Source organism: Halorussus vallis (assembly GCF_024138165.1).
GTDB lineage: Archaea > Halobacteriota > Halobacteria > Halobacteriales > Haladaptataceae > Halorussus > Halorussus vallis.
In genome coordinates this window covers 1,239,836-1,264,216 of sequence record NZ_CP100000.1, presented here as the reverse complement: position 1 = coordinate 1,264,216, position 24,381 = coordinate 1,239,836, and the positions used below count along the sequence as shown (strand labels likewise).

At 67.5% G+C, this 24,381-nt stretch carries 25 protein-coding genes and 1 tRNA gene; 14 read left to right on the top strand and 12 right to left on the bottom strand.

From position 1 onward, the window contains the following. The first annotated feature begins 57 nt into the window (after positions 1-57). Positions 58-2,316 carry an NADP-dependent malic enzyme gene (locus NGM07_RS06575; RefSeq protein WP_253518594.1) on the top strand — a complete coding sequence of 753 codons (2,259 nt, stop codon included), beginning with the start codon at positions 58-60 and terminating at the stop codon, positions 2,314-2,316. Positions 2,317-2,477: 161 nt separating this feature from the next. On the opposite strand, the gene NGM07_RS06570 is transcribed toward NGM07_RS06575, so the two are convergent. Then, positions 2,478-2,882: a DUF7344 domain-containing protein gene (locus NGM07_RS06570; protein WP_253518592.1), complete on the bottom strand. Its 405-nt coding sequence runs from the start codon at positions 2,880-2,882 to the stop codon at positions 2,478-2,480. Positions 2,883-3,271: 389 nt separating this feature from the next. On the opposite strand from NGM07_RS06570, the gene NGM07_RS06565 reads away from it, so the two are divergent. The 4 genes from NGM07_RS06565 (at position 3,272) to NGM07_RS06550 (ending at position 6,042) form a co-directional block, all read left to right on the top strand. Continuing rightward, positions 3,272-3,904 carry a ribonuclease HI gene (locus NGM07_RS06565; RefSeq protein ID WP_253518590.1) on the top strand — a complete coding sequence of 211 codons (633 nt, stop codon included), beginning with the start codon at positions 3,272-3,274 and terminating at the stop codon, positions 3,902-3,904. Between the two features lie 310 nt (positions 3,905-4,214). Then, entirely contained in the window at positions 4,215-4,721 is a 507-nt protein-coding gene (locus NGM07_RS06560; protein ID WP_253518588.1) for a CBS domain-containing protein, read from the top strand. A 73-nt stretch (positions 4,722-4,794) separates the two neighbouring features. After that, complete coding sequence (locus NGM07_RS06555) at positions 4,795-5,721, top strand: DMT family transporter (protein WP_253518586.1); 927 nt, start codon at positions 4,795-4,797, stop codon at positions 5,719-5,721. 87 nt (positions 5,722-5,808) lie between these two features. Then, a complete protein-coding gene (locus NGM07_RS06550; protein WP_253518583.1) occupies positions 5,809-6,042 on the top strand; it encodes a hypothetical protein in 234 nt (77 codons plus the stop codon). 315 nt (positions 6,043-6,357) lie between these two features. Here the strand turns inward: NGM07_RS06550 and NGM07_RS06545 are convergent, their stop codons facing one another. From NGM07_RS06545 to NGM07_RS06535, 3 genes are all read right to left on the bottom strand, one after another. Then, positions 6,358-7,326, bottom strand: coding sequence for an aldo/keto reductase (locus tag NGM07_RS06545; protein WP_253518581.1), 969 nt, complete (start codon positions 7,324-7,326; stop codon positions 6,358-6,360). Positions 7,327-7,514: 188 nt separating this feature from the next. Then, entirely contained in the window at positions 7,515-7,811 is a 297-nt protein-coding gene (locus tag NGM07_RS06540) for a DUF8028 family protein (RefSeq protein WP_253518578.1), read from the bottom strand. Between the two features lie 502 nt (positions 7,812-8,313). Next, a tRNA-Met gene (locus NGM07_RS06535) sits at positions 8,314-8,464 on the bottom strand. 171 nt (positions 8,465-8,635) lie between these two features. Between NGM07_RS06535 and NGM07_RS06530 the strand changes: the two genes are divergently transcribed. Further along, positions 8,636-9,952 (top strand): DUF7115 domain-containing protein, encoded by a 1,317-nt coding sequence (locus NGM07_RS06530; RefSeq protein WP_253518576.1) that lies wholly within the window; start codon positions 8,636-8,638, stop codon positions 9,950-9,952. An 18-nt stretch (positions 9,953-9,970) separates the two neighbouring features. On the opposite strand, the gene NGM07_RS06525 is transcribed toward NGM07_RS06530, so the two are convergent. After that, complete coding sequence (locus NGM07_RS06525) at positions 9,971-10,315, bottom strand: DUF5830 family protein (RefSeq protein WP_253520159.1); 345 nt, start codon at positions 10,313-10,315, stop codon at positions 9,971-9,973. Positions 10,316-10,580: 265 nt separating this feature from the next. Here NGM07_RS06525 and NGM07_RS06520 point away from each other — a divergent pair, with 265 nt between their 5' ends. The 6 genes from NGM07_RS06520 to NGM07_RS06495 all read left to right on the top strand — a co-directional run bounded on the left by NGM07_RS06520 (position 10,581) and on the right by NGM07_RS06495 (position 14,349). Beyond that, the gene (locus tag NGM07_RS06520; RefSeq protein WP_253518574.1) at positions 10,581-11,237 is read left to right on the top strand and encodes a TVP38/TMEM64 family protein; all 657 of its coding nucleotides are present in this window, start codon (positions 10,581-10,583) and stop codon (positions 11,235-11,237) included. A 153-nt stretch (positions 11,238-11,390) separates the two neighbouring features. Then, entirely contained in the window at positions 11,391-12,026 is a 636-nt protein-coding gene (locus NGM07_RS06515; RefSeq protein ID WP_253518573.1) for a PGF-CTERM sorting domain-containing protein, read from the top strand. Position 12,027: 1 nt separating this feature from the next. Next, on the top strand, positions 12,028-13,608 hold the full coding sequence (locus NGM07_RS06510; protein ID WP_253518571.1) for a molybdopterin-dependent oxidoreductase: 1,581 nt from the start codon (positions 12,028-12,030) through the stop codon (positions 13,606-13,608). A 41-nt stretch (positions 13,609-13,649) separates the two neighbouring features. Beyond that, positions 13,650-13,925, top strand: a complete 276-nt coding sequence (locus NGM07_RS06505) for an ArsR/SmtB family transcription factor (RefSeq protein WP_253518569.1) — start codon at positions 13,650-13,652, stop codon at positions 13,923-13,925. Further along, positions 13,922-14,065 (top strand): hypothetical protein, encoded by a 144-nt coding sequence (locus NGM07_RS06500; RefSeq protein WP_253518567.1) that lies wholly within the window; start codon positions 13,922-13,924, stop codon positions 14,063-14,065. The genes NGM07_RS06505 and NGM07_RS06500 overlap by 4 nt, the downstream gene beginning before the upstream one ends. Then, positions 14,062-14,349 (top strand): DUF8036 family membrane protein, encoded by a 288-nt coding sequence (locus NGM07_RS06495; protein WP_253518565.1) that lies wholly within the window; start codon positions 14,062-14,064, stop codon positions 14,347-14,349. Before NGM07_RS06500 ends, NGM07_RS06495 begins: the two co-directional genes overlap by 4 nt. Here the strand turns inward: NGM07_RS06495 and NGM07_RS25440 are convergent, their stop codons facing one another. The 3 genes from NGM07_RS25440 to NGM07_RS06480 form a co-directional block, all read right to left on the bottom strand. Continuing rightward, on the bottom strand, positions 14,350-14,514 hold the full coding sequence (locus NGM07_RS25440) for an HVO_2523 family zinc finger protein (RefSeq protein ID WP_253520260.1): 165 nt from the start codon (positions 14,512-14,514) through the stop codon (positions 14,350-14,352). It abuts the gene before it with no gap. A 40-nt stretch (positions 14,515-14,554) separates the two neighbouring features. Beyond that, a complete protein-coding gene (locus NGM07_RS06485) occupies positions 14,555-15,835 on the bottom strand; it encodes an aryl-sulfate sulfotransferase (RefSeq protein WP_253518563.1) in 1,281 nt (426 codons plus the stop codon). 207 nt (positions 15,836-16,042) lie between these two features. After that, on the bottom strand, positions 16,043-19,150 hold the full coding sequence (locus NGM07_RS06480) for an adenosylcobalamin-dependent ribonucleoside-diphosphate reductase (RefSeq protein ID WP_253518561.1): 3,108 nt from the start codon (positions 19,148-19,150) through the stop codon (positions 16,043-16,045). Between the two features lie 428 nt (positions 19,151-19,578). Here NGM07_RS06480 and NGM07_RS06475 point away from each other — a divergent pair, with 428 nt between their 5' ends. Then, entirely contained in the window at positions 19,579-19,758 is a 180-nt protein-coding gene (locus tag NGM07_RS06475) for a DUF8029 family protein (protein WP_253518560.1), read from the top strand. Between the two features lie 41 nt (positions 19,759-19,799). Next, positions 19,800-20,186, top strand: coding sequence for a hypothetical protein (locus NGM07_RS06470; RefSeq protein ID WP_253518558.1), 387 nt, complete (start codon positions 19,800-19,802; stop codon positions 20,184-20,186). 130 nt (positions 20,187-20,316) lie between these two features. On the opposite strand, the gene trpG is transcribed toward NGM07_RS06470, so the two are convergent. The 4 genes from trpG to trpD are packed head-to-tail and all read right to left on the bottom strand — an operon-like array spanning position 20,317 to position 24,201. Continuing rightward, on the bottom strand, positions 20,317-20,898 hold the full coding sequence (gene trpG, locus NGM07_RS06465) for an anthranilate synthase component II (protein WP_253518556.1): 582 nt from the start codon (positions 20,896-20,898) through the stop codon (positions 20,317-20,319). Then, the gene (gene trpE / locus NGM07_RS06460; protein WP_253518554.1) at positions 20,895-22,553 is read right to left on the bottom strand and encodes an anthranilate synthase component I; all 1,659 of its coding nucleotides are present in this window, start codon (positions 22,551-22,553) and stop codon (positions 20,895-20,897) included. Before trpE ends, trpG begins: the two co-directional genes overlap by 4 nt. After that, positions 22,550-23,200, bottom strand: a complete 651-nt coding sequence (locus tag NGM07_RS06455; RefSeq protein WP_253518552.1) for a phosphoribosylanthranilate isomerase — start codon at positions 23,198-23,200, stop codon at positions 22,550-22,552. Before NGM07_RS06455 ends, trpE begins: the two co-directional genes overlap by 4 nt. Continuing rightward, positions 23,197-24,201 carry an anthranilate phosphoribosyltransferase gene (trpD, locus tag NGM07_RS06450; RefSeq protein WP_253518550.1) on the bottom strand — a complete coding sequence of 335 codons (1,005 nt, stop codon included), beginning with the start codon at positions 24,199-24,201 and terminating at the stop codon, positions 23,197-23,199. The genes NGM07_RS06455 and trpD overlap by 4 nt, the downstream gene beginning before the upstream one ends. Positions 24,202-24,381 lie beyond the last annotated feature (180 nt).

Genomic DNA, 24,381 nt, shown 5'->3' with positions numbered 1-24,381 from the left:
ATGTAGTATTCGACGCCTTCGGTTAGCTTTATACGGCCGGGCGCGATTTCTCGCACCATGGGATTAGACGAGGATTCACTCGATTACCACCGGCGAGATCCGCCGGGGAAACTGGAGATCTCGACCACCAAACCGACCAACACGCAGCGCGACCTCAGCCTGGCGTACTCGCCCGGCGTGGCCGCGCCGTGTCGCGAAATCGCCGACAACCCCGACGACGCCTACTCCTATACCGCGAAGGGGAACCTCGTCGGCGTCGTCTCGAACGGCTCCGCGGTGCTGGGACTCGGCGACATCGGCGCCCAGGCGTCCAAGCCGGTCATGGAGGGCAAGGGCGTGCTGTTCAAGCGGTTCGCCGACATCGACGTCTTCGACATCGAACTCGACCAGGAGGACCCGAAGGACATCATCCGGAGCGTCAAGGCGATGGAGCCGACGTTCGGCGGCGTCAACCTTGAAGACATCAAGGCCCCGGAGTGTTTCGAGATCGAGGAGACGCTCCGCGAGGAGATGGATGTCCCCGTCTTCCACGACGACCAGCACGGCACCGCCATCATCAGCGGTGCCGCGCTGCTCAACGCCACCGAACTCAACGGTAAGGACCTCTCGGAACTAAAGATCGTCTTCTCGGGCGCCGGTGCGTCGGCCATCGCCTCCGCGCGCTTCTACGTCTCGCTCGGCGCGCGCAAGGAGAACATCATCATGTGCGACTCCTCGGGCATCATCACCGAGAACCGCGCCGAACACGGCGAGTTGAACGAGTTCAAGCAGGAGTTCGCCCGCGACGTGCCCGAGGGCGACCTCGCCGAGGCGATGGAGGGCGCCGACATGTTCGTCGGCCTCTCCATCGGCGGCATCGTCGACGAGGAGATGGTCCGGTCGATGGCAGACGACCCCATCATCTTCGCGATGGCGAACCCCGATCCAGAGATCGGCTACGAGGAGGCCAAGGCGGCCCGCGACGACACGGTCATCATGGCGACCGGGCGCTCCGACTACCCCAATATGGTCAACAACGTGCTCGGGTTCCCGTTCATCTTCCGTGGCGCGCTCGACGTGCGCGCGACCGAGATCAACGAGGAGATGAAGATCGCCGCCGCCCGGGCGCTCGCGGACCTCGCCAAGCAGGACGTGCCCGACGCGGTCGTGAAGGCCTACGGCGACCAACCGCTCCAGTTCGGTCCGGAGTACATCATCCCCAAGCCGCTCGACCCCCGCGTGCTGTTCGAGGTCGCGCCCGCCGTCGCGGAGGCCGCGACGGACAGCGGGGTCGCCCGGAGCGACCTCGACACCGACGAGTACGTCGAGACTCTGGAGGCCCGGCTCGGCAAGTCCCGCGAGATGATGCGGGTCGTCCTCAACAAGGCGAAGTCCGACCCCAAGCGGGTCGCGCTCGCGGAGGGCGACGACGAGAAGATGGTCCGGGCGGCCTACCAGCTTCAGGAGGAGGGCATCGCCGAACCGGTGCTCATCGGCGACCGCGACACCATCGAGACGACTGCGAACCGACTCGGCCTCGACTTCTCGCCCGAGATCGCCGACCCGCTCAACGGCGACTACGACGAGTACGCCGACCGGCTCTACGAACTCCGCAAGCGCAAGGGCATCACCCGGAGCGAGGCCGACGACCTCGTGCGCAAGGACAGCAACTACTTCGGCAGCGTGATGGTCGAGCGAGGCGACGCCGACGCGATGCTGGCGGGGCTGACCCACCACTACCCCTCGGCGCTCCGACCGCCGCTCCAGGTCATCGGCACCGCCGAGGACGCCGACTACGCCGCCGGGGTGTACATGCTGACGTTCAAGAACCGCGTCATCTTCTGCGCCGACACTACGGTCAACCAGGCGCCCGACGAGGACGTCCTCGCGGAGGTCACCAAGCACACCGCCGAACTCGCCCGCCGGTTCAACGTCGAACCGCGCGCGGCGATGCTGTCGTACTCGAACTTCGGCAGCGTCGAGAACGAAGGCACGCGCAAGCCCCGCCGGGCCGCCGAGATGCTCCGGGAGGACCCCGCGGCCGACTTCCCGGTCGACGGCGAGATGCAGGCCGACACCGCCGTGGTCGAGGAGATTCTCCAGGGCACCTACGAGTTCTCGGAACTGGAGGAACCCGCGAACGTCTTGGTCTTCCCGAACCTCGAAGCCGGCAACATCGGCTACAAGCTCCTCCAGCGCCTCGGCGGCGCGGAGGCGACCGGCCCGATGCTGGTCGGGATGGACCAGCCGGTCCACGTCCTCCAGCGCGGCGACGAGGTCAAGGACATCGTGAACCTCGCGGGCGTGGCGGTCGTCGACGCTCAGCAGAAGGAGTAACCCGACGCTCGCCCCGGAGCCGACTCCGCACGGAGCGACCGCGAGGGCCATCGGCCCTCGCGGTCGCTGACACGCCGTGCTTGCCGCTCGTTCCTCTCACGTTTTCCGCTGTTCGCACACCGACCGCGGTTTCGCAGTCCGCGATGGCCGTCAAAAGAGCGTCACTCGAAGTCGACCACTTCGGCCGCCCGCAAACAGTCGGTCACCCCCGGCGATTCGACCAGTCGGACGACGCCGTCGTCGGCGTCGTACTCCACCACGCCCGCCTCCTGGAGTTTCGGCAGGTGCATCTGGTGGAGTTCGGCGCGAGTCTGTTCGATCTCCGCCGACGTGAGCACCGCACGGGTCTTCTCGCTCATCGAGGCGGCGACCAGTTCCGCGAGTTCGTCGACCGGTATCGGCTCGGACCGTCGCGCCAGGTAGTGACAGATGCAGCGACGCCGATGGTCGGCGAGCGCCCGGAACACAGAGTCGAGCGTCTCGCTCTCGCTTTCGACCGGCAGTACGTCCTGCTTCGAGACGTGCGGTGGGGAAACGTCGGTCTCACCCTTGTCGTTGTGACTCATGATTGGTCGGAACGAGTGCGAACTGCGCGTCGCGCGAACGGCCTCCGGCCGTCGCCCCTCCCCGCGGACGGAGACGGACGCACAATCTGTCGTCCCGTCTCACACACGAACACGCTGACGCCGATAAGGATAGTGCCGGACAATTCAGGTTACCGCCGACGGTAACGAAATGGCGGCGGCGTCGTCCGGCGATAACCGGAAGTCACACCGCCGTCGGTCGGGACCGAACCGCGAGTTCGCGAACGGTTGGTGCGCGAAACCCTCGCGTCTCACCTCGGCTTATAAATACCGCGCGCCGACGGTCCGATATTTCCGATGGAGGGCGGCCCTGTTCCGCCCTGTCGATGACAGGCCGTAAGCTTAAGTAGAACGGTACCGAAGCGGGAAATATGGCCGTTCACGGCCGTCCCTCCCAGTTGCGGGCACTGTTCGACGAATCACCAACGCCGCACATCGCCCATCCGCCGCGGACTCACCTCCGGGACTTCTACGTCGCCACCGACGGTTCGTACAAACTCGACAGCGACGACGGTGGACTCGGCGTCATCATCGAGACGCGAGACGGCGAGCGTGTCGCGCGCCTCGCGATGCCCGACCAGGTGACCGACAACAACGTCGCGGAGTACCGGGCGCTCCACCTCGGCCTCGACGTGCTCGCCGCGCGCGCGCCGCGAGACGCGCGCGTCGGCGTCCTCGTCGACCACGACGACCTAGCGGCGAACGTCAACAGCGCGGCGTTGGCGACACGCCGAACCGACCGCACCCCGCCGCGGAAACTGGCGGTTCCGCACGCCGGTCGCCACCACTGGCGGGGCATCCGCGCCCGCATCTGCGGGTTCGGCGAAGTTCGGGCGGCCGTCGTCGACAGTGACCAGAACCCTGCTCACTTCCTGGCGAACGCCCCCGACGAGTACGAACACGTCAACCGCGAGCGCGACCGGTGTCTGCTCCCCGACAGCCCCGGGTCGAGCGAGGCCCAGATTCCGCCGCCGTCGCGGCGCGACCGACGCGCCAGCGACTGACCGACGGTCGCGCGACCACGCGCTCTTCGCCGGCGGGCCTGCCCGGTCGGGCAGGCCCGCCGGCGTCTCAGTCGACCAACCCCACCGAGTAGAGGTGTTCTCTGAGTTCGCGCTCGGTGTCGAACTCCCGACCGCAGGCTTCGCATACGTATCGCTCCTCCATGGACCGCGCTACGTTCGCCGCGGCCGTAAGTCTTCGTCGGACGGGTCGGCGGGAGGAGTGTCGGCGCGGCGGTCCTGCGGGCAGGACCGCCGCCGACCCCGTCCGACGACCGGAAACGATACGGGCCGCGCGCTCCTCGTTCCCGGCATGAACGCCCGCGACCTGATGACGACCGACGTCGAGACGGTCCATCCGGACGACGAGATCAGCGAGGTGCTGACCGAACTCGCCCAGGAGGACTTCAACGGCTACCCGGTGGTCGACGACGACGGGACGCTGGTCGGCATCGTCACCCAGCACGACCTGGTCCACCTCTTCCAGCCGAGCGACCGGACGCTGTGGATTCCGGTCGGCTTCCCGCCGTTCCTGGAAACCCTGGAGTACGCCATCGACCTCTCGTGGGACGACCTCGACACCGAACTCGACCTGTTGAAACACGCGGGCAAGCCGGTCAGCACCATCATGACCGAGGACGTCGTCACCGTCTCGCCCGACGCCAGCATGGACGAGATGCTCGACCTGCTGGTCGACGACGAGCAGGACATCAACCGCCTGCCAGTGCTCGAAGACGGCCGACTGGTCGGCATCGTCGCGCGCCAGGACCTGCTCCGGGCGATCCGCGACCAGCGCCGGAGCGCCGCGGGCCGCCCGTAGGCAGGCGTCTCCGAACCGTCCCCGAATCTCCGCTTTCGAAACCTTCACCCCCTGCCGGCGTCGAAAGGCCACAGTGAGCCGATACCGGAACTTCGGATTGTTCATCGCGCTGGCGGCGGCGTGGGGGTCGGCGTTCATGGCCATCAAGGCCGGACTCGACTACTTTCCGCCGGTGCTGTTCGCGGCCGTCCGCTACGACGTCGCCGGCGTCCTGATGCTCGGCTACGCCGTCTACGCGACCGACCGGTGGCGACCCCGCGGCCGGAGCGAGTGGACGCTGGTCGGCGTCGGCGGTGCGCTGATGATCGCCGCCTACCACGCCTTCCTCTTCGTCGGCGAGCAGCACACCACGAGCGCCGTCGCCGCGGTCATCGTCAGTTTGAGCCCCGTGCTGACCACGGGGTTCGCGCGGGTGTTCCTGCCCAGCGAGCGTCTGACCCCGGCGGGCGTCGCGGGCCTCCTGCTGGGACTCGTTGGCGTCGTCATTCTGAGCGATCCCGACCCGAACAACCTCCTCACCGACGGCGTCGTCGGCCAACTGCTGGTGTTCGCCGCCGCCGCGTCGTTCGCGCTCGGGAGCGTCCTCACCCGGCGCATCGACGCCGAACTCCCCATCGAGACGATGGAGGCGTGGTCGATGCTGCTGGGCGCGCTCCTGATGCACGCGGTGAGTCTGGCCCGGCCGAGCGAGTCGTTCGCCGCGATAGAGTGGACGGCCGAGGCCGTCGGCGCGCTCGCGTACCTCGCCGTCGTCGCCAGCGCGCTCGGCTTCCTCATCTACTTCGACCTCCTGGAGCGACTCGGCCCCATCGAGATCAACCTCGTCTCGTACGTCGCGCCCATCTTCGCTGCGCTCGCGGGACTGTGGTATCTGGAGGAACCGATTACGCCGTCGACGGTCGCGGGCTTCCTCGTCATCTTCGCGGGCTTCTGCCTGCTGAAGCGGCGGGCGCTCGCCCGCGAACTCCCGCGGCTTCGGGCGGCGGTCGCCGACCGGTGACGCCGGACGACCGACGACGGTGAACCCGACGGACGGCGCCTTCCGTCTCCGCAAGGACTATGACCTCCGGCCGAACACGACGAGTCGATGCCAGACCGGACGACCGCCACGACCGACGGGAGAACCGCCGCGTCAGACCCCGCGCCGACGTTCGCGGCGGAACTCAAACGTCGCGCCGCGATCGTGCTGTTCGTCGTCGGCCTCGCGGTCGCCGCGCTCAACGCCGCGCTGTACTTCTTCGGCGTCGACGCGCTATCGAATCCGCTCGTTTCGGTCGCCTCGCTCGCGTTGTTGTTGCCCCTGTATCTGGACGAGCGGTGAGACGAAATTGTTCTGACGAGTCCAGTACCCGTTTGACGACTTTGGACGTCTCCGCTACGTAGACGACGCGACTGAGGGTACTGTAACCGCGACAGCAACCGCTACTTGCATGATTCGACCGAGTCACTGCGCCGCGACCGCACGCGCCGCGCCGGCTGTGAGGATGCGCGAACTCCTCCGCCGAGCCACGGCGCACGCTGTCAGGTCAGTACTCAGTTGTATCGTGTGAGTCTCGGTCTGCGGTGCTGTCGTCGTCCCGCCGCCGTCGGCGGTGCGGTCGACCGCTTCGGTTGCTCGAGAACGACAAACGGTCCGCTACTTCGCGTTCGCCAGCCGTTCGAACTGGTCGCGCGTGAGGTCGACGTCGGCGGCCGCGAGGTTCTCCTCCAGTTGGTCGACCGTGCGCGCGCCGACGATGGGCGCGGTGACCTTGTCGTGCTGGATGAGCCAGGCGAGGCTTACTTGGGCCGGCGATGCGCCGACCTCCCGGGCGACCGCCTCGACCGCCTCCATCACGTCGAAGTTCTCGTCGGTGAGATAGGAGTCGCGGAACTGCTGGTCGGTCGCGCCGCGGGTGCCGGGTCGCGGTTGCTCGCTCCGTTCGTACTTGCCGGTCAGGAATCCGCCGGCCAGCGGGCTCCACGGCACGACGCCGACGTCGTAGTCGGCGCACATCTCGAGGTAGTTGCCCTCTATCTCGCGGTTCGCGAGGTTGTAGCGGGGCTGGGCGAGTTTGAACGGCTCGTAGCCCCGTCTGTCGGCGATCTCGTTGGCCTTCGCGACCTTCCAGGCGTTGGGTTCGAGCGTCGAGGTGCCCAGATAGTTGACCTTGCCGTCGCGGACGAACTCGTCGAGCGTGCGCACGAACTCCTCGGCCGGCGTGTCGTCGTCCCAGCGGTGGACGTAGAGGACGTCGACGTAGTCGGTGCCCAACCGCTCTAAGATCTCGTCGACGTTGTTCCGGAGGTGTTTGCGAGACAGTCCGCGGCCGTTCGGGTGGTCGGCGGTCGGCCAGTAGATCTTCGAGGCGACCACGAACTCCTCGCGGTCGCGCTCGGCCAGCCAGTCGCCGATGTACTCCTCGCTCCGGCCGTCGCCGTACATGTCGGCGGTGTCGATGAAGTTGCCGCCGGCGTCGGCGTAGGCGTCGAGGAGGTCGTGGGCGCGCGCTTCGCCGATCTCGATATCGCCCTCGTCGTTCGCTCGGCCGAAGCGCCACGTGCCGAACGCGATCTCGCTGACCTTCGTGCCGGTTCGGCCGAGCGACACTACGTCCAGGTCCATACCGTCTCGTCGTCGGGGCGTCGAATTAAACGCACTCATTCGGACGCGGGCGCAGCGATGGAGTCCGTCGGAAGGACGAGTGCAGAAGCGAAAGCGGGAGAATCGCCGGACCGAGCGGGCGGAGACGGGCGGCGGGATGGAGGGCCGTCGGGGACCGGAGTGACGGCGGTGGAGAGTCGAACGAGGGGTCAGTCGCGCTTGTGGCCGTGGCCGACCATCAGCGCGGCGAGGTTGAGGGCGAGCAGGCCGAAGAAGGTGAGCAGTTCGCCGCTCCCGGCGTCGATACCGGTGAGGAGCATCGGCATGTAGAGGAACGGGAGGACGACCGCCGTCCAGAAGCCGGCGACTTCCAGCGGGGTCGTGAGCGAGTGCTCGTGGTAGCGGTCGAACAGCTGCGAGAGCTTGTGACGCCCTGCGGTCGCTTCACCGGCGTCAGCAGGGGAACCGATAGCGGACTTGTTTTCGTTTTGGAGGGATTCGGTCATTGGGAGGACACCTCGGCCTCGATAGCATCTTAGACCCCCGACACCATATAATGGGCCGAGCGTTAGCGAGAGTTCACTTCAGTTCACCGAAAACTCTCACGAACCGTAACCTTTCACGAAGCGTCGAGAAGGCGTTTTAAAATTTAAAACGGCATCTAATCGTTTTTCTCCGTCGAGCCGCGACCGCCGAAACGAGGCCGTAATTCGGTTTCGAACTCGGTAATCAACCGTTGCCTACCGAAACTGTCAGAACTGAGCATTAATTTCTGGCGGTACCTGTCACAACTGTCGACCGTCCACCACTAATGAACGTCCGTCGAGCGACGGCCGAACCACCATCGTACGCGCGTGACGAACTCAAACGTCGAGACGCGACCGAGTGAGTCGAGACGGCGATATCGATACCGAAGGCTACGGGACGGTGGCATTTCGACGGATGTCGGGGCGGAGAATCTCGACCGAAGAGGAGCGAGGCTCTCTAGGTCGAAGCGTCGGAAGAACATGCCCGGGGAGGGCTCCGAACCCTCGATCTCCGCATGTCCCAGGTTAGAGGCTCGGCGGGCCTCGCGGACATGGGGAGGCTTCCAAGGCCTGAGCACCGAATCTCAGTAACCCTATGAGTGCGGCGCTATGTCCAGCTAAGCCACCCGGGCTCAGTTCGTCGTAAGCGGGTAGTACCCTTTAAAGTTCTCATCTTCCCCGGGTACGCCACCGGGACGCACGGGTTTTCGCCGGCCCGAACGCGACGTGACCTCGGACGTACCTGTCTGCGGGGCGACCGACCACCCGGCGGTTTTAAGCCGGGGGGGTCAGGATACCTGCACATGAGCGTTCCCGGTATCGTACAGTCCCGGCTCGACGGCGAACAGGTCGCGGCGCAGGTTTCGTTGGGCGGCGAAGACGCCCTCTTCGTGACGCCGACCCGCACCCTCATCTACCGCGCGGACGGCTTGTTGAGCGACGAGTCGGTCGAATCGTACGCCCACGACGCCGAGCGAATCGAGGTTTCGGAGGGTCGGCGCAAGTCGGCCATCGCCCTCGACTACGGCATCGACGGCAGTCAGAAGTTCAAGATTCCCACGAACCGCCTCTACGAGGCGCTCCACCCGGTGCTGGCGGGCGTGTTGAACGCCGCCGACGTCACCGGGTCGGACGAGACGGTCAAGCAGACCTACCAGTTTAGTGAACTCACGCTGGTCATCACCAGCGAGCGCGTCGTCAAGCACGTGGGCGCGGCCGTCTGGGACCAGGACTACGAGGAGTTCCCGTTCGCCGACGTGACGGCCCTCGACGTCGAGGAGGGGAGCGTCTCCTCCCAGATCATCATCGAGGTCGACGGGCGGCCCCAGCGCATCAAGACGCCGAGCGACCAGACCCGCGAGGTCCGCGAGCGCATCGAGCGCGCCTTACTGGCCCACCACGGCATGGCCAGTTACGAGGAGTTCGCGCGCGAACACGCCGACCCCGAGGACCACGCCGAAGCCGAGCGCGAGGCCGACGCCGACGTTCCGAACGAGAACGACCCGCTCGCGGGTGGAGTCGACCCCATCGAGGCCAACCCGCCCGAACTCGACGAGAGCGGAGCCATCATCGAGGACGATGTGAGCGTGACGACCGGCGAGCGCGCCGTCGACGCAAACGCGGAAGCGGGAGCCGAAGCGTCGACCGGCGCGGAGTCGGCCGATTCGGCGAGCGCACCCGCGTCGAGCGCGCACTCGGACGCCGCGGGGTCCGACGCCGCAGGTAGTTCGGCCGGCGCAGATCGCGGAACGGCCGCGACCGAAGCCGACTCCGGGGAAACCGACCCGCGATCCGCGGCCGGTGAGTCGGCAGCCGCCGCCGATTCGCCCGTCTCGGCGACGGAGACGGTCGAAGCGACCGAAACGACCGCGGCGACCGAGACGGCCGAGGTGAACGGCGAGTCCGACGCGAGCGAGGCTGCCGACCCCGGAGAGTCGGCCGACGGAACCGGCGGCTTCGCCGACTCGGGGTTCGAGCCCGCGAGTTCGGACTTCGACGACGGCGACACCGAGGCCCGACTCGACGCGCTGGCCGAGGCGGTCGAGCGCCATAACGAACTGCTCGCTCGCCAGCAGGAGACGCTCGAAACGCTGGTGGACGAACTCCGGCGCGGTCGGTGAACGCGGAGCGGACCGCGCTCAGTCCCGCCCGGTGACCTTCCGGATGCACTCGGGGCCGAACGGTCCGTGTTCGCCGGCGTCGAGTTTCATGAAGTAGCCCGTCGAGATGCTCGCGCCGCAGCGCCGACACGAGAACTCGCCCTCCTTGGTGACGACCTCGCTCTGGAAGCTGACGAACCCGCCGCCACCGGTCGGTCTGATGATGCCGTTTTCGCGTTCGACGAGGCCGCGCTTCTCGGCCTCGTCGAGTATCGTCCGGGTGGTCGACGGGTGGGTCGTCACCGTCTCGATGCGATCGACCGCGTCGGCGACCGACAGCTCCTCGTGTTCGAGCTTCGAGAGGAGTTCGACGCCGAGTTCCACGGGGTCGGGGTCAGGGTCGGCCGCGGCCGACCCGACCGCGTCGGGAGAAGTCGTGTTTGCGTCGCCCGTGTCCGGCGGCGTTCCGCTCGCGTCGTCTGCGTCTCGAGAGTCGTCGGACTCCTCGCTCGTCGCGACGAACTCCGAGAGGTCGCCCTGCTCGCCGGCGTCGCCGTCGTCGGCCATCGGTCGAAGTGGACGGCCGAGCGGATTAAAGGTTGCGCGCCGACCCAAAAGCGAGTTAACGGGGGCGGGCGAACCGCCGCCGATGACCGACTTTGTGCGCCGGCAGGTCGGCGGACTCGCCCTGCTGGCGGTCGTGGCGGCGGCGAGCCTGCTGGCCTCGCCCGACTTCCTCCTCGGGACGGTTCGAGCGGTCGCCGACAGACCGTTCGTCTTCGGCGCGCTGCTCGCCGGAGTCTACCTCGTCCGACCCCTGCTGGCGTGGCCGACGACGCTCGTGGCCGTCGTGGCCGGATACGGCTACGGGCCGACGGTCGGCTTCCCGGTCGCGCTCGCCGGAACGACCGCGAGCGCGCTCCTGCCGTTCCTATTTGCGCGCCGGTTCGGGAGCGGTACCGGACCCGTCGCCCGCCTCGCGGCGACCGGCGAGCGATTCTTCGCGGCGACCGGCGACCTGCGGGGGATGGTCGCCTCGCGACTCGCCCCCGCGCCCTCCGACCCGGTGTCGGCCGCCGCGGGGCTCTCCGGCGTCTCGACGCCTGCGTTCGTCGCGGGCACCGCGCTGGGCGAGGTGCCCTGGACGGTCGCGGCCGTGCTGGCCGGGAGTTCGTTGGAGAACCTGACCGTCTCGGGGCTGGACGCGGTCGGGTGGGAGCTCATCGCGGCCGCGGGCGCGGTGGCCGTCGCGTTGCTCGTCGGCCCCGCCTACCGGGCGATGACCGCGCCCGAGCGAGGCGGGTAGTCGCCGACCGTCGGCGCATCTTCGACCACTAGATTCCGTTTTCGGGGAGCGTCACGATACTGGAAGAGATTTGGAACGGAGTGGGTCCGAGTCGGAACGAAGTGGGCGAGAGTTCGAAAAATCCCTTTTACGTCGTCCGTCGCCGGTAGACGTATGCGCTCAGCAACTCCGATTACGGTCGCGATGGTCGTGTTGACGGTCAGTCTCGCACCGCTCGCCGCGGCGGGCGGCGCGGCGGACCAGGCGACCGTCCAATGCCAGACGACGATGGACGAGATGGCCGGCGAGACGACCACGATGGACGAGATGGCCGGCGAGACGACCACGATGGACGAGATGGCCGGCGAGACGACCACGATGGACGGGATGGGGAACGAGACGATGGGCAACGAGACGATGATGGCCAACGAGACCACGATGAGCGAGTCGATGAACAACGAGTCGATGGCCAACGGGTCGATGAGCGGAACGACCACCCATTCGATGAACGAGTCCATGAGCAACGAGTCGATGGGCAACGAGACGATGATGGGGACCGAAACCACGATGGACGACGGGATGGCCACGACCACTGCGTGCCCGGACGGCGGGATGTCCGACGGGTCGACCACCGACGGGATGTCGGACGGGACGACCGAGATGATGGACGACGCCACGAGCGAGGCCGCGATGGCCGACGAGACGACCGACGGTGAGGGCGGCGCGAGCGCGTTCGCGCCCGGATTCGGCGTCGGCGCCGCGGTGGTCGCGCTACTGGGGGCCGTCCTGGTGGTCCGACGGAGGTCGTGACGTGACCCGCGACGACGGACGCGGCCGGCCGACGGTCGGCGAGGGCGTCGTCGCGCTCGCGGCGGGCGTCGCGTCCGTCGCCGGGTCGTACGCGGCGGCCGGGTTCACCCCGGCGTTCGCCGCCGCGCCGGTCAGCGCCCTCGTCGTCCGACTCACCCCGGGCGCGGTGGTCGCCTGGTCGATTCGCGTACTCGGCGACCTTGGTCACCAGTTGAGCTTCCTGCTGGCGCTCGTGCTCACGGCCGGACTGTTCGGCGTCGCGGCGCTCGTCGCCGTCGAACTGGCCGACCGCGCCGCGGTCCCGGCCGCGCCGGTCGCGGCGATGGCCGGCCTCGCGGTGGCGCTCGCGCTGACCGGCGCGGCCGTCCCCGGCGTCGTCGCCGGGGTGGCCGCGGGCGTCGTCGTCGGACTCGCTCGACTCGCTGGTGGACTAAGCGATAGCTGGACCGGCGAGAGCGGCGGGGCGGGCGAGGACGACGCGTCGTCCTCGCCCGCCAGACGGCGCGTCCTGGGGGCCGTGGCCGCCGCGCTCGGCATCGGCAGCCTCGGCGTCGTCCTCGGTCGCCGGCGCGCCCCGGCCACGGAGGCCCCGAGCGCGAGTCGGGACTCGAACGCCGAACCCGGGACCGCTTCACCCGACGTCGCGGGCCTGCTCTCGGAGGCCGAGTCGAAGTCGCTCGCGGTCGACGGCCTCGAAGGGCTCGTGAGCGGGAACTTCTACCAGGTCGACATTAACAGCGTCAACCCGGTCGTCGACCCCGACGACTGGACGCTCGCGCTGACCGGCGCCGTGCCCGAGCAACGGGAGTTCGACTACGACGACCTCACCGGGATGGCCGCCGAGCGGCGGTTCATGACCCTCCGGTGCGTCGGCGAGGGGCTGAACGGCAAGAAGATGGACACCGCGCTCTGGACCGGCGTGCCCGTGACCGACCTCCTGGAGTGGGAGGAACTCCCCGACCAGTGTTGCGTGATGGTCCGGGCGGTCGACGACTACTTCGAGGAGTTCCCGCTGGCGGCGCTCGAAGACGCCCTGCTGGCCTACGAGATGAACGGCGACCCGCTCCCGCGGGGCCACGGCGCGCCGGTGCGACTGCTGGTGCCGGGCCACTGGGGCGAGATCAACGTCAAGTGGGTCGACAAGATAGAGGTCTTAGAACAGGAGCAGAAGGGCTACTGGGAGAAGCGGGGTTGGCACGGCACCGGCCCGGTCAACACGGTGGCGAAGCTCCACGCCATCAACCGCCCCGAGGCGGGCAAAGTCCAGGTGGGCGGCCACGCCTACGCGGGCACGCGGGGCATCCGGAAGGTGGAAGTCTCGACCGACGGCGGCGACTCGTGGACGGAGGCGAACCTTTCGGAACCGCTTCCGGGCAACACCGCCGAGCGAAGCTCGACGAGCGGCCAGACGCAGTCTGACAACGACGTCTGGCGCCAGTGGGAGCACACCTACGAGGCCAGCGACTCCCACGAGGTCGTAGTCCGGGCCACCGACGGCACTGGGACGCTCCAGCCGAAGAAACGCCGGCAGGCGTTCCCCAGCGGGCCGACCGGCTGGGTCAGTCGGCGCGTCGAGCCGTAGTTATATCAACCCTCCATGTCACAGACACGAGTGAACGCCCGATGGACAAGGCGCTCTGGTACCTGCTCACGGCGACCCGCGGCGGCGAGAACCGCGCGCGAATCATTCGAGCCCTCTCCGAGCGCCCGCAAAACGCGAATCAACTCGCCGAAACGCTCGACGTCCGGTACAAGACGGTTCGCCACCACCTCGACATGCTCGCCGACCACGGCGTGGTCGAACCGGGCGAGAACTCCTACGGGAAACTCTACTTCCTCACCGACCAGTTCGAACAGCACCGCGACGCCTTCGAGGAAATAATGGAGCAAATAGAATGACCGACCCACGCGCCCAGCACCGCACGCACGACAGCGCCACCGCCACGGAGAGAGTCGCCGGCACCGAGAGACTCGCCGACGCGAGAACGACCGGGACGAACGCCGGAACGACCGAGATGCGCCCGGAGGTGCACCGATGAGTTCGATACAACTCGCGAGCGGCCTCGCGGTGGTCAACATCGTCCTGCTGGGGCTGCTGACGGCCGTCTGGGTCCGCAACTACCGGAAGTTCCGTTCGTCGCTCGTGGCCGGCCTCCTGGCGTTCGCGGTGGTCATGCTGGCGGAGAACGTCACTGCCCTCTACTTCTTCTTCAGCATGAAGATGCTGTACTCCGGCGACCCGACGGTCCAGTGGGCGGTGCTGGTGCTCCGGGGAATGCAACTCGTCGCGCTCGCGTTCCTGACGTGGGTGACGATGAAGTAGTCAGTAGAAGGTGTCCGAGCAATCGTAGACCACGCCGTGTTGCGGGCAGACGTACTTGCAATGGCGGTGGTACATCGGCTCTTCGCAGAGAGGACAGGGCCGACCGCTGGCCTCGGTTCGGCCGCGGTCCTCGTCCCCGCGCCGACCGTCCGTTTCGTCGCCCATGTGCTCACCACGCCGCGCGAGCGTCATCACTCTTTCTCGATTATCGTTCCCCCGCGACGCCCGGACCGCCGGACGCTCGCTGGACGCCCTCCTGCACGAGCAGGAACCCGCCCCAGAGCCACAGCAGGGCCGCGACGCCGACGGCCGCGACGTGGATCTCGGACACCCAGAACGGGAGCGCGACGACGTGGCGAGCGCCGGCGAGGAGCGTCGAGAGCACCGGGACCTGGCCGCCGAGCGGGGCGGAGGCGGTCGACCGGGGGTTCGCGTACGCGGCGACGTTCCCGCTGGCGCTCTCGCCGTACGGGAGCCGGTCGGCCTCGTAGGGGAGCGAGGGAACGGTGTAGCTCGCCACGACGCTCCCGTTGCGGGTAATCTCGACCACGCGGTTGTTCCGGCTGTCGGTGACGAAGGTGTGACCGTTCGGCAGGCGGTCGGCGTCCCGCGGCCAGTCGAAGTGGAGGCCGCCGACCTTCGAGACGGCCCACGACACTTCCCACTTTCCGGTCGATTCGTTCTCGTGGAGTTCGACGATGCGGTGGTTCTCGGAGTCGGCGACTAGCACCGCGCCCTCGCCGAGCCAGTGGGGGTTGTGTTGCTTGTCGAGGACGCCCGGGTCGCTGTTCTCGTTGATGACCTCGGTCACGCCCTTGCCGCGTTCGACGATCAGGAGCTGGTTCTTGTTGCGAATCGAGACGAGGTAGCGCCCCTCGCCGATGCGGTCGACGTCGTTCAGGTGGAGCCAGTCGTGCTTGGTCGGGTCGGCCGGGGCGTCGTAGTGCTGGCTCGCGTTCCACGTCCAGACGCGCTCGCGGGTCTTCGGGTTCAGCACGAAGATGCTCTCGTACTCCATGTCGGCCACGAGCACGTTACCCGACGGGAGCATCTCGGCGTCGTGTACCTCGCTGTCCTCGCGGGTCCGGACCGCGTAGCTCCACTGGTAGACCACGCGGGGTTGTGGATTGGGGTCGATGATTCGGATGCCGGTGCGCTTGCACGGCGACTCGTACGGCCCGCAGTTCTGGTAGTCGCCCGCGGCGAACGACGCGAGCACCGAGCCGTTGTCGAGGCGCTCGACGCTCTGGTAGCTGATGATGTTACCGATGCTCCACTGGACGTTCCCGTACCCGTCGAGCGCGGTCACGTTCCCGTTAGGTCCCGGCCCCTGGACGCCGACCAGCACGCTCGTGTTGTTCGGATTCGCCGCCTGCGAAACCCTGTTGGCGTCGGGCGCGACCGCCCAACTCACGCCGAAGGCGACCGAGACGAGGACCAGTCCCGCGACGACGAGCACGAATCCACGTCGAACCCGTCGGCTCATCCCCACCACGCGAACGGCTCCTCGGCGGTTCGAGTCGAACGACCCACGACGTCAGTTCCCCCATTCGGTTGCATAATCGACCGTGGTGTATGCTATCGACCGACCTAATATCTCCGGCCGACGGAGCGTCGCGGCGGTTGACCAGAAGACGAGAAGAAGGCGAAGAGAGAAGAAGACGGAAATCGGTTCAGGCCGCGATACGACCGTTCAGCACTCGGACCAGCCGCACGATTCGCAGGTCTTGCAACCCTCGGAGTAGTACAGCGACAGCGACCCGCAGCTCGGGCACTCGGGGCTCTCGCCGGAGGCGATGATGTCCTGCTGGTCGGCCTCCTTGCCGTCGGCTGCGGCGCTCCCGCCGTCGGTTTCGCGGTTCGGGTCGGTCGCGGGTTCCCCGACCTCCTCCTCGACTTCGGTGAGGTTCTGCTGCTGGGGGTAGGCCTTGTTCACGTCGCCGTCGAGGTACCGGCGCATCGCGGTGCCGATGGCGTCCGGGATGGAGTTGATCTGCTCGCCCTTGTCCCAGGCGACCTTCGGGCTCCGGATGCCCTGGAGTTCGTCGGCGATCTCCTCGGGGTCGACGCCCGAGCGCAGCGCCGTCGAGATGGTCTTGGCGAGCGCCTCGGTGAACGACGCGGTGAAGCCGCCGGAGTTGCCGATGTTCGCGAACAGTTCGAACGGCCGGCCGGCGTCGTCCTCGTTGATGTTGACGTAGAGCTTGCCGTAGCCGGTGTCGATGCGCTGGGTGATGCCGTGGAGCACGTCGGGCCGCGGGCGCTTCTTGCCGAGGTCGGTTTCGCCGTCGGCGGCCGCGAGCAGGCTCTCTATCTCGGCGTCGAACGCCGCGCGGACCTCCTCGTTGTCGAGGAAGCTCTCGAAGCCGCCGAACACCTCGTCGATCTGCTCGACCAGCGCGGCGGCGGCCTCGCCCTCGTCGGCGAAGTCCTTGTTGTCGGCGCGGGTGGTCAGCACCTGCTTGCTCCGGGTGCCGTCGCGGTAGACGGTGACGCCCTTGCCGCCGTTGTCGTAGATGTACTCGTAGACCTCGGCCATGTCCTCCTTGCTGGCGTCGTTCGGGAAGTTGCAGGTCTTGCTGATGGCCGAGTCGACGCCCTGCTGGCAGGCGCACTGGACCGCGGCGTGCTCCTTGCCGGTGAGGTCGGCCGTGACCACGAATAGTTCGCCGATGGCGTCCGGGACGGTTTCCAGGCCCTCGACGCCGTCGAACTCGTTGTTCGCCATCTGGTCCTGGGCCTCGCGCTTGACCTCCTCGACGTCGATGTCGTTGGCCTCCAGGACGCGCAGGAAGTAGTCGTCGAACTCGACGAGCATCTCGTCGCCCTGGACGTCGTCGGAGACGTTCTTGTAGTAGGCGACGTTGTAGATGGGCTCGCAGCCGCCCGTGGTGTTGCCGACCATCGAGGTGGTGCCGGTGGGCGCGATGGTGGTCGTGTTGTGGTTCCGGACCGAGAAGCCCTCCTTCCACTTGTCGGCGTTGAGGCCGGTCTGCTTCTCGAACCACTCGCGGTACTCGGTCGGGTTGGCGTACTTGCTGTCCTCCCAGTCGTCGAACGACCCGCGCTCCTCGGCGAGTTCGTGGGAGGCCCACTTCGACTCGTGGTTGATGTACTCCATCAGCTGACCGGCGATCTCGTTGCCGGCCTCGCTACCGTACTCGACGCCGAGTTGGATGTACAGTTGGGCCAGCCCCATGATGCCGAGGCCGATTTTGCGCATCTCCCGGACCTTCTGTTCGATCTTCTCGACCGGGAAGTCCGACATCGTGACGACGTTCTCGAGGAAGCGAGTGCCGTACTCGATGCGGTGGTCGAACTCGCCCCAGTCCATCGCCTCCGAGAGGAAGGCGTCGACGGCCTGGCCGAAGTCGTCGTACTCGTCGCCGTGCTCGTCGTACCAGACACGCCAGTCGGGCGCGTCGGTCGCCGCGAGCGTCGAGAGGTTGATGTGCCCGAGGTTGCAGGCCTCGTACTCCTCGAGGGGCTGCTCGCCGCAGGGGTTGGTCGCGAGGATGCGGTGGTCGGGGTGCTCCTCGACGTCGAAGGAGTGTTCCTTGTTGACCCGCTCGAGGTAGATGACGCCGGGTTCGCCGTTCTCGTAGGCGCCCTCGATGATTCGGTCCCAGATGAGGTCGGCCCGGATCGACAGCTCCTCGCCGACCTCGACGTGGTCGCCGAGACCGAACATCTCGTACATCTCCTTGGTGTGTTCGGTGGCGACGTGGGGCTCCTCCGTGCGGGGGTTGGTGAAGGTGAACTCCTCGCCGTTCTTCAGTGCGTCCATGAAGTCGTCGGTGACGCCCACGGAGATGTTGAAGTTCGAGAGGTGGCCCTCGGCGGCGTTCCGGAGGTGCTTGGGAACCCGACCTTCCTCGTCGATGAGTTCGCGGGCCTCTTCGAGGGCCTCCTTGAACGAGTTGTGGGTGTAGTCGTCGGGGTCGTTGAGCTTCAGGGTGTGTGCGAGGCTGACGTCCTTGTTCTTGGCGTGGATGAACTGGATGACGTCGGGGTGGGAGACTCGCATGACGCCCATCTGGGCGCCGCGCCGGGCGCCGCCCTGCGCGATGGTTTCGCACATTTGGTCGTAGGTCCGCATGAACGTGATGGGGCCCGAAGCGATGCCGCCGGTGCTACCCACCGCGTCGCCGTAGGGGCGGAGCTTCCAGAAGGCGTAGCCCATGCCGCCGCCCGACTGGAAGACCTCGGCGGCTTCCTTGGCGGTCTGGTGGATGTCGGTGATGTCGTCGCCCGGCGAGTCGACGAAACAGGCAGAGAGCTGCTGGAGCTCGTCACCCGCGTTCATCAGGGTGGGCGAGTTCGGCATGAACGAGAGGTCCGACATCATCTCCTCGAACTCCTCGCGGACGTCCTCGACGTGGGACCGAATATCCTCGGGGAGTTCGGGGACGACCGTCTCGTAGGAGAACTTGTTGACGTTGTAGACCGACAGCGTCGCCTCGGCGTCGTCGTCGGTGGTGGTCCCCTTGCCGAACACTTCGGCGGCGAGTTCGTCTCGCCGGGGGTGGTCGGGCTTGAGCTGGTCGGGCGTGACCGTGATCTCCGCGTCGCGCTGGTCGGCCTCGTAGACGGCCTCGGCTAGCGCGATGTTCTTCGCGACCCGCGGGAACAGGTCCTCCTGTTCCTCGATGAGATTCCCGTCAGCGTTCTTCCGGAGGTACCGAGCCGGGAGGATGTTGTGGTAGGCGTTGCCGGTGAGCCGCTCCTCCAGCGTCTCGCCCTCGGTGCGCTTGATGGGGAGCGTGAGGTCGTCGGCGGTGAGTTCGCCCGCGCCGCTCATGCGCGAGTCACCTCGCCCGTCTGTCCGTCGATTTCCGGTCCTGCAACTGGTGTGGCGCGATTCATTCGTGACGGCGAGTTCATTCTGAAGCCTCCATTATAGTCTTTGCTGACCGAGTTGCACTACTGCAACTTTAGTTGAATTGTGATGCCTCTTCTCAAAATTATCGTCGGTCGCGAACGTTCCCCCGACCGAGACGAACGGGCGGATTCGCGACTCTCCGTGGTTGTTCCGTAGGTTAGGCCCGGAGGGTAATAAGAGTATGTAGACCGAACCGAAAGTGGTCAGCTCGCTGTCCGACACTTGAGTAACCGGCGCTTAAACCCGTCTTGTCCGGCGGTTTCTCGGCGTCTGACGTTCGTCTCCCTCCCGACACGTCTCCTCCCACGGCCGACACGTTTACGCCCCCGTTCCGTCATGGTCCGGGTATGGCGCTCTCCCCGCTCGCGACCCTTACCGAGACGGCGACCGGCCAGCTACTGGTCGCGCTGGTGACACTGTTCGTCTTCGTGTTCGTCGGGCGACTGCTCCTGCGCCTCGCGTGGCGACTGCTGTCGGTCGCCGTCCTCGTCGTCGGCGCGCTGTACGTCTTCGTCGTCGTCCTGTGACGTCCTCAAGGCTTATGCCGAAACGTTAACCCGCGTACAATATGAAGCGCCGTAAGTTCCTGACGGCTACCGCTGGTGGTTTTAGCACCCTATTAGCCGGGTGTGGCGCACGAGGCCTCATCGGTAGCGACGGACCGAAAACTCTCAAAGTCCACAACGCCGGAGAGAACCGACATAGTGTGGTCCTCACGGTTTCGAAAGAGGACTCCGAGAAGAGATTGATAAACGAGCCATTCGAGCTAGAATCCGGTTCAGCCAGGACGTTTGAACTATCTGCTTCGGGTACGTTCTCGATCACCACCAAACTCGGTTCGGCTTACTCCCGTCCATATAGTTGGACCGGAGGGAGTTGTCCGGACGCCCCTCTTCACATCATCATCATCTATGGACCAAAGGCAATCGATTATCAGGACAGTGCATGTGATTAGCCCGTAGTGGCGATCAGCAGTTAGAGGCTCACCATGCCCGTTGAGGAACATACGCTCTGTACCTACCACGTCGTTCACTCCGTAAACTGAACGAGGGAACCATGCTCCTCTCTACTGTAGAAGTAGCGAGTTACGCGACGCCGTCGAGGAAGTTTTCGAGCACGTCGTGACCCACCGCCGTCAGGACGCTCTCGGGGTGGAACTGGACGCACTCGATGGGGTACTCGCGGTGGCGCACGCCCATCACGAGTTCGTCGTCCCCGTGTTCGGTGGTCGCGGTCACGTCGAAGCAGTCGGGGACCTCCGTCGCCACCAGCGAGTGGTAGCGCCCGGCCCGGAACCCCTGGTCGAGGCCCGCGTAGACGCCCTCGCCGTCGTGGTCCACGGGGAACGCCTTCCCGTGGACCGGTTCGGGGGCGCGGCCGACCGACCCGCCGTAGGCGTAGACGGCGGCCTCCAGGCCGAGACAGACCCCGAGCGTCGGGACGTCCGGGCTCACCTCCCGGAACACGTCGAGGGTGACGCCCACGTCGCGGTCGTTCTCGGGGTGGCCGGGGCCGGGCGAGACGACGACGGCGTCCGGGTCGGCCTCGCGCACGTCGGCGAGGCTCGCAGTGTTGCGGAGGACCTCGGTGTCGGCGAACTCGCTGGTGTACTCGACTAAGTTGTACGTGAACGAGTCGAAGTTGTCCACGAACAGCACGCGGGTCATCGTCTCACCTCCGGCGCGGGCGGTTCCTCGATGGCCTCCAGCGCCGCGAGCACGCCGCCCATCTTCTTCTCGGTTTCCTCGTACTCCGCGCCGGGGTCGCTGTCGGCGACGATGCCCGCGCCGGCCTGGACGGTCACGTGGTCGGTCGGTCCCGAGTCGTCGTCCGAGCGCCGGCGCAGGTGCTCGACCACCGCGGTCCGGATGACGATGGCGAAGTCGGCGTCGCCGGTCCAGGAGTAGTAGCCAACTCCGCCGCCGTAGAGGCCGCGAGGCGACGGTTCGAGGTCGTCGATTATCTCCATCGCCCGGATCTTCGGCGCGCCCGAGAGGGTGCCGGCGGGGAACGCCGCTCGGGTCGCGTCGAAGGCGTCGTACCCCTCGGCGAGTCGCCCGGTCACGGTGCTCTCGATGTGCTGGACGTGGCTGTACTTGAGGACGTTCATGAACTCCTCGACCGAGACGCTGCCGGACTCGCTGACCTGCCGGACGTCGTTGCGGGCGAGGTCGACCAGCATCGTGTGTTCTGCCCGCTCCTTCCCGTCGGCGAGCATCTCGCCGGCGAGTCGGCGGTCCTCGACCGGACTTGCCCCGCGCGAGCAGGTGCCCGCGATGGGGTTCGAGACGACTTCCCGGCCCCGGACCGACGCGAGCGTCTCGGGACTCGCGCCGACCACCGTCAGGTCGTCGTAGCCGAGCAGGTACATGTACGGCGAGGGGTTGACCGCCCGGAGCGACTCGTAGAGCCCCAGCGGGTCGAGGTCGCCCTCGAGTTCGCGCTTGCGCGAGACGACGCCCTGGTAAATTTCGCCGTCGAGGACGCACTCCTTGGCGCGGCGGACCGCCTCCTCGTAGTCTGCTCGCGGCCCGGCCGTCTCGCGCTCCCGGACGAACCCGCCCGTCTCGGGCGGGTCGGCGGCGGCGAGCAGGTCGGCCACGCGGTCGGCCTCCGTGCGGAGTCGGTCGTACACCGCTTCGGGGTCGTCGTCCGGGCCGACGACCGGCGTGAACACCAGCGAGACGGTTTCCTCGACGTGGTCGAACGCCAGGGTCTTCGTGTTGAGCACGAACTGAGCGTCCGGGAACCGCGAGTCGGGGTGGTCGAGGCCGACCTCGTCGAGCCAGAGGTCGTAGACCGCCTCGTAGGCCAGAAAGCCCACCAGGCCGCCCTCGAAGTGCTGGCGGTCCATCTCGGGGAATCCCCGGCGCTCGGCGTCCGGCAGTGCAGTCCGGAGCGCGTCGAGGCAGTCGCCGTCGCGCTCGGCGTCGACGTACTCGGCGTTCCGGCCGCCGAGCGACTCTACGTGCATGTCGCCGGGGTCGGCCGTGACGACGGCGTCGGGGTCGTAGCCGACGTAGGAGTACCGGGCGTGGCGGTCGCCCGAGGCGCCGGGTTCGAACGCGCCGTCGGGGTCGCTGGAGGCGGTCTTCTCGGCGCTCTCCAGCAGGAACGCGTACTCGGCGGCGTCGGCGGGGCTCGACCGTCCGGTGAGCGCCGCGTAGGCCGACAGCGGCGTCGTCTCGACGTCGAGTTCGACGGCGGTTCGGACGACGACCGCCTCGTCGTCCTCGCAGTACGAGACGAAGCGCTCGCGACCCGGCGTCGCGTCGCCCGCCGAGGTCGCGTCGGCGTCGCCGTGGGAATCGGAACCGGTCATGGCGTCGGAGTGCGGCGAGCGCGCTTCGCGTTCTCGACGAAGGCCGCGACCGCGTCGGCGTCCTTGCGACCGCCGGTCGATTCGACGCCGCTGGCGACGTCCACGGCGAAGGGGTCGACCGCCTCGACGGCCTCGGCGACGTTCTCGGGGACGAGGCCCCCCGCAAGCACGACCGGCGAGTCGAGGTCGGCGGTCCGGGCGCGAGTCCGCTCCCAGTCGTGGGTGCGGCCGGTTCCGCCCGCGCCGTCATCGTCGACCGAATCGACCAGCAGGGCGTCGGCGATGTCGTCGTAACGGCGGGCGCGGTCGAGTTCGGTCGCGTCGACGGTCTTGACGACGCTGGCCTCGACGCTCGCGGTGAGGTACGCGAGGTCGCCGGGGCCGAGGTCGCCGTGAACCTGAACCGTGTCGGGGTTGACCGCGCGGACCAGTTCGGCCGCGCGGTCGGGCGTCCCCGGCATCGTCACTAGCACCGTCGAGACGAACGGCGGCACCTCGGCCGCGAGGTCGGCCGCCCGACGGGGCGAGATCTCCCGCGGCGTCTCGACCGGCACGTCCACGAGCAGGCCGACCGCGTCGGCGCCGGCGTCGACGGCGACCTGCAAGTCCTCGCGGCTCGTGATGCCGCAGATCTTCACCCGCGTCATGCCGTCACGGTCCGTCGGAGTTCGGCGAGTCGGTCGGCGGCCAAGCCGTCGTCGATGGCCTTCGCCGCGCGCTCGGCGCCGTCTTCGAGGGAGTCGGCCTCCCCGGCGACGTAGACGGCCGCGCCGGCGTTGGCGAGGATGATGTCGCGCTTCGCGCCGCGGACGTCGCCCCCGACGATGCCCCGGAGGTCCTTCGCGTTCTCCGCGGGCGTCCCGCCCGCCACGTCGGCAATGTCGTGGCGACCGACGCCGAGGTCCTCGGGCGCGATGACGTACTCTTCGACGTCGTCGCCGCGCACTTCCGCGACGGCGGTTTCGTCGTGGACGGTGATCTCGTCCATGCCGGAGCCGTGGACGACCAGCGCGTTCTCGACCGGCATGTGGGCGAGCGCCCGGGCGAGGACGGGCACGAGGTCGGGGTCGTAGACGCCGACGATCTGGGCGTCGGCGCCCGCCGGGTTCGTCAGCGGGCCGAGGACGTTGAACACGGTCCGCATGCCGAGTTCCTTCCGGGGACCGATGACCGCCTTCATCGCGGGGTGGAAGACGGGCGCGAGCATGAAGCCGATGCCGTCCTCCTCGATGGCGGTTTCGACCGCCGGCGGTTCGGCGTCGACCTCGACGCCGAGTTCCTCGAGCACGTCGGCGCTCCCCGAGGAGGACGACACCGAGTAGTTGCCGTGCTTGGCGACCGGGACGCCCGCGCCGCTGGCGACGATGGCGCTGGTCGTCGAGACGTTGATGGTGTCGTAGTCGTCGCCGCCGGTGCCGCAGGTGTCGACCAGGGGCGCGCGGTCCGGGTCGATGGTCCGTGCGGCGTCGCGCATCCCCTGCGCAAAGCCCGCGATTTCGGTTTCGGTCTCGCCCTTCGCGCGGAGGGCGGCGAGCAGTGCGCCGATCTGGGCCTCGGTTGCGTCCTCGAAGACGGCCGTGGCGGCGTCTCGGGCCGATTCGAGCGAGAGGTTTCGTCCGTCGGAGACGCGTTCGATGTGTTCCTGCATTTGAAGTCACCAGTGTACTTCTTCGTATTACAATGAACACATCCGTACATCAACTTAAGGGTGTCGCCGCCAACGTGGATATTCGGACGGTGGGTCGGCCACGAGCGCAAGACCGGCGTCCGGGCGTCGAGAGCGACCGAGCGGTGCTTTCGGGGTCGGTCGACCGCCAAACCGCCGGAC

Bases quoted from the DNA above. Each gene is read 5' to 3' on its own strand.
- NGM07_RS06455 (WP_253518552.1), bottom strand. From the start codon at position 23,200: ATGACGCGGGTGAAGATCTGCGGCATCACGAGCCGCGAGGACTTGCAG.
- NGM07_RS06470 (WP_253518558.1), top strand. From the start codon at position 19,800: ATGAAGCGCCGTAAGTTCCTGACGGCTACCGCTGGTGGTTTTAGCACC.
- trpD (WP_253518550.1), bottom strand. From the start codon at position 24,201: ATGCAGGAACACATCGAACGCGTCTCCGACGGACGAAACCTCTCGCTC.
- NGM07_RS06495 (WP_253518565.1), top strand. From the start codon at position 14,062: ATGAGTTCGATACAACTCGCGAGCGGCCTCGCGGTGGTCAACATCGTC.
- NGM07_RS06560 (WP_253518588.1), top strand. From the start codon at position 4,215: ATGAACGCCCGCGACCTGATGACGACCGACGTCGAGACGGTCCATCCG.
- NGM07_RS06475 (WP_253518560.1), top strand. From the start codon at position 19,579: ATGGCGCTCTCCCCGCTCGCGACCCTTACCGAGACGGCGACCGGCCAG.
- NGM07_RS06530 (WP_253518576.1), top strand. From the start codon at position 8,636: ATGAGCGTTCCCGGTATCGTACAGTCCCGGCTCGACGGCGAACAGGTC.
- trpG (WP_253518556.1), bottom strand. From the start codon at position 20,898: ATGACCCGCGTGCTGTTCGTGGACAACTTCGACTCGTTCACGTACAAC.
- NGM07_RS06540 (WP_253518578.1), bottom strand. From the start codon at position 7,811: ATGACCGAATCCCTCCAAAACGAAAACAAGTCCGCTATCGGTTCCCCT.
- NGM07_RS25440 (WP_253520260.1), bottom strand. From the start codon at position 14,514: ATGGGCGACGAAACGGACGGTCGGCGCGGGGACGAGGACCGCGGCCGA.
- trpE (WP_253518554.1), bottom strand. From the start codon at position 22,553: ATGACCGGTTCCGATTCCCACGGCGACGCCGACGCGACCTCGGCGGGC.
- NGM07_RS06520 (WP_253518574.1), top strand. From the start codon at position 10,581: ATGACCGACTTTGTGCGCCGGCAGGTCGGCGGACTCGCCCTGCTGGCG.
- NGM07_RS06500 (WP_253518567.1), top strand. From the start codon at position 13,922: ATGACCGACCCACGCGCCCAGCACCGCACGCACGACAGCGCCACCGCC.
- NGM07_RS06505 (WP_253518569.1), top strand. From the start codon at position 13,650: ATGGACAAGGCGCTCTGGTACCTGCTCACGGCGACCCGCGGCGGCGAG.
- NGM07_RS06575 (WP_253518594.1), top strand. From the start codon at position 58: ATGGGATTAGACGAGGATTCACTCGATTACCACCGGCGAGATCCGCCG.
- NGM07_RS06515 (WP_253518573.1), top strand. From the start codon at position 11,391: ATGCGCTCAGCAACTCCGATTACGGTCGCGATGGTCGTGTTGACGGTC.
- NGM07_RS06485 (WP_253518563.1), bottom strand. From the start codon at position 15,835: ATGAGCCGACGGGTTCGACGTGGATTCGTGCTCGTCGTCGCGGGACTG.
- NGM07_RS06550 (WP_253518583.1), top strand. From the start codon at position 5,809: ATGCCAGACCGGACGACCGCCACGACCGACGGGAGAACCGCCGCGTCA.
- NGM07_RS06570 (WP_253518592.1), bottom strand. From the start codon at position 2,882: ATGAGTCACAACGACAAGGGTGAGACCGACGTTTCCCCACCGCACGTC.
- NGM07_RS06480 (WP_253518561.1), bottom strand. From the start codon at position 19,150: ATGAGCGGCGCGGGCGAACTCACCGCCGACGACCTCACGCTCCCCATC.
- NGM07_RS06565 (WP_253518590.1), top strand. From the start codon at position 3,272: ATGGCCGTTCACGGCCGTCCCTCCCAGTTGCGGGCACTGTTCGACGAA.
- NGM07_RS06545 (WP_253518581.1), bottom strand. From the start codon at position 7,326: ATGGACCTGGACGTAGTGTCGCTCGGCCGAACCGGCACGAAGGTCAGC.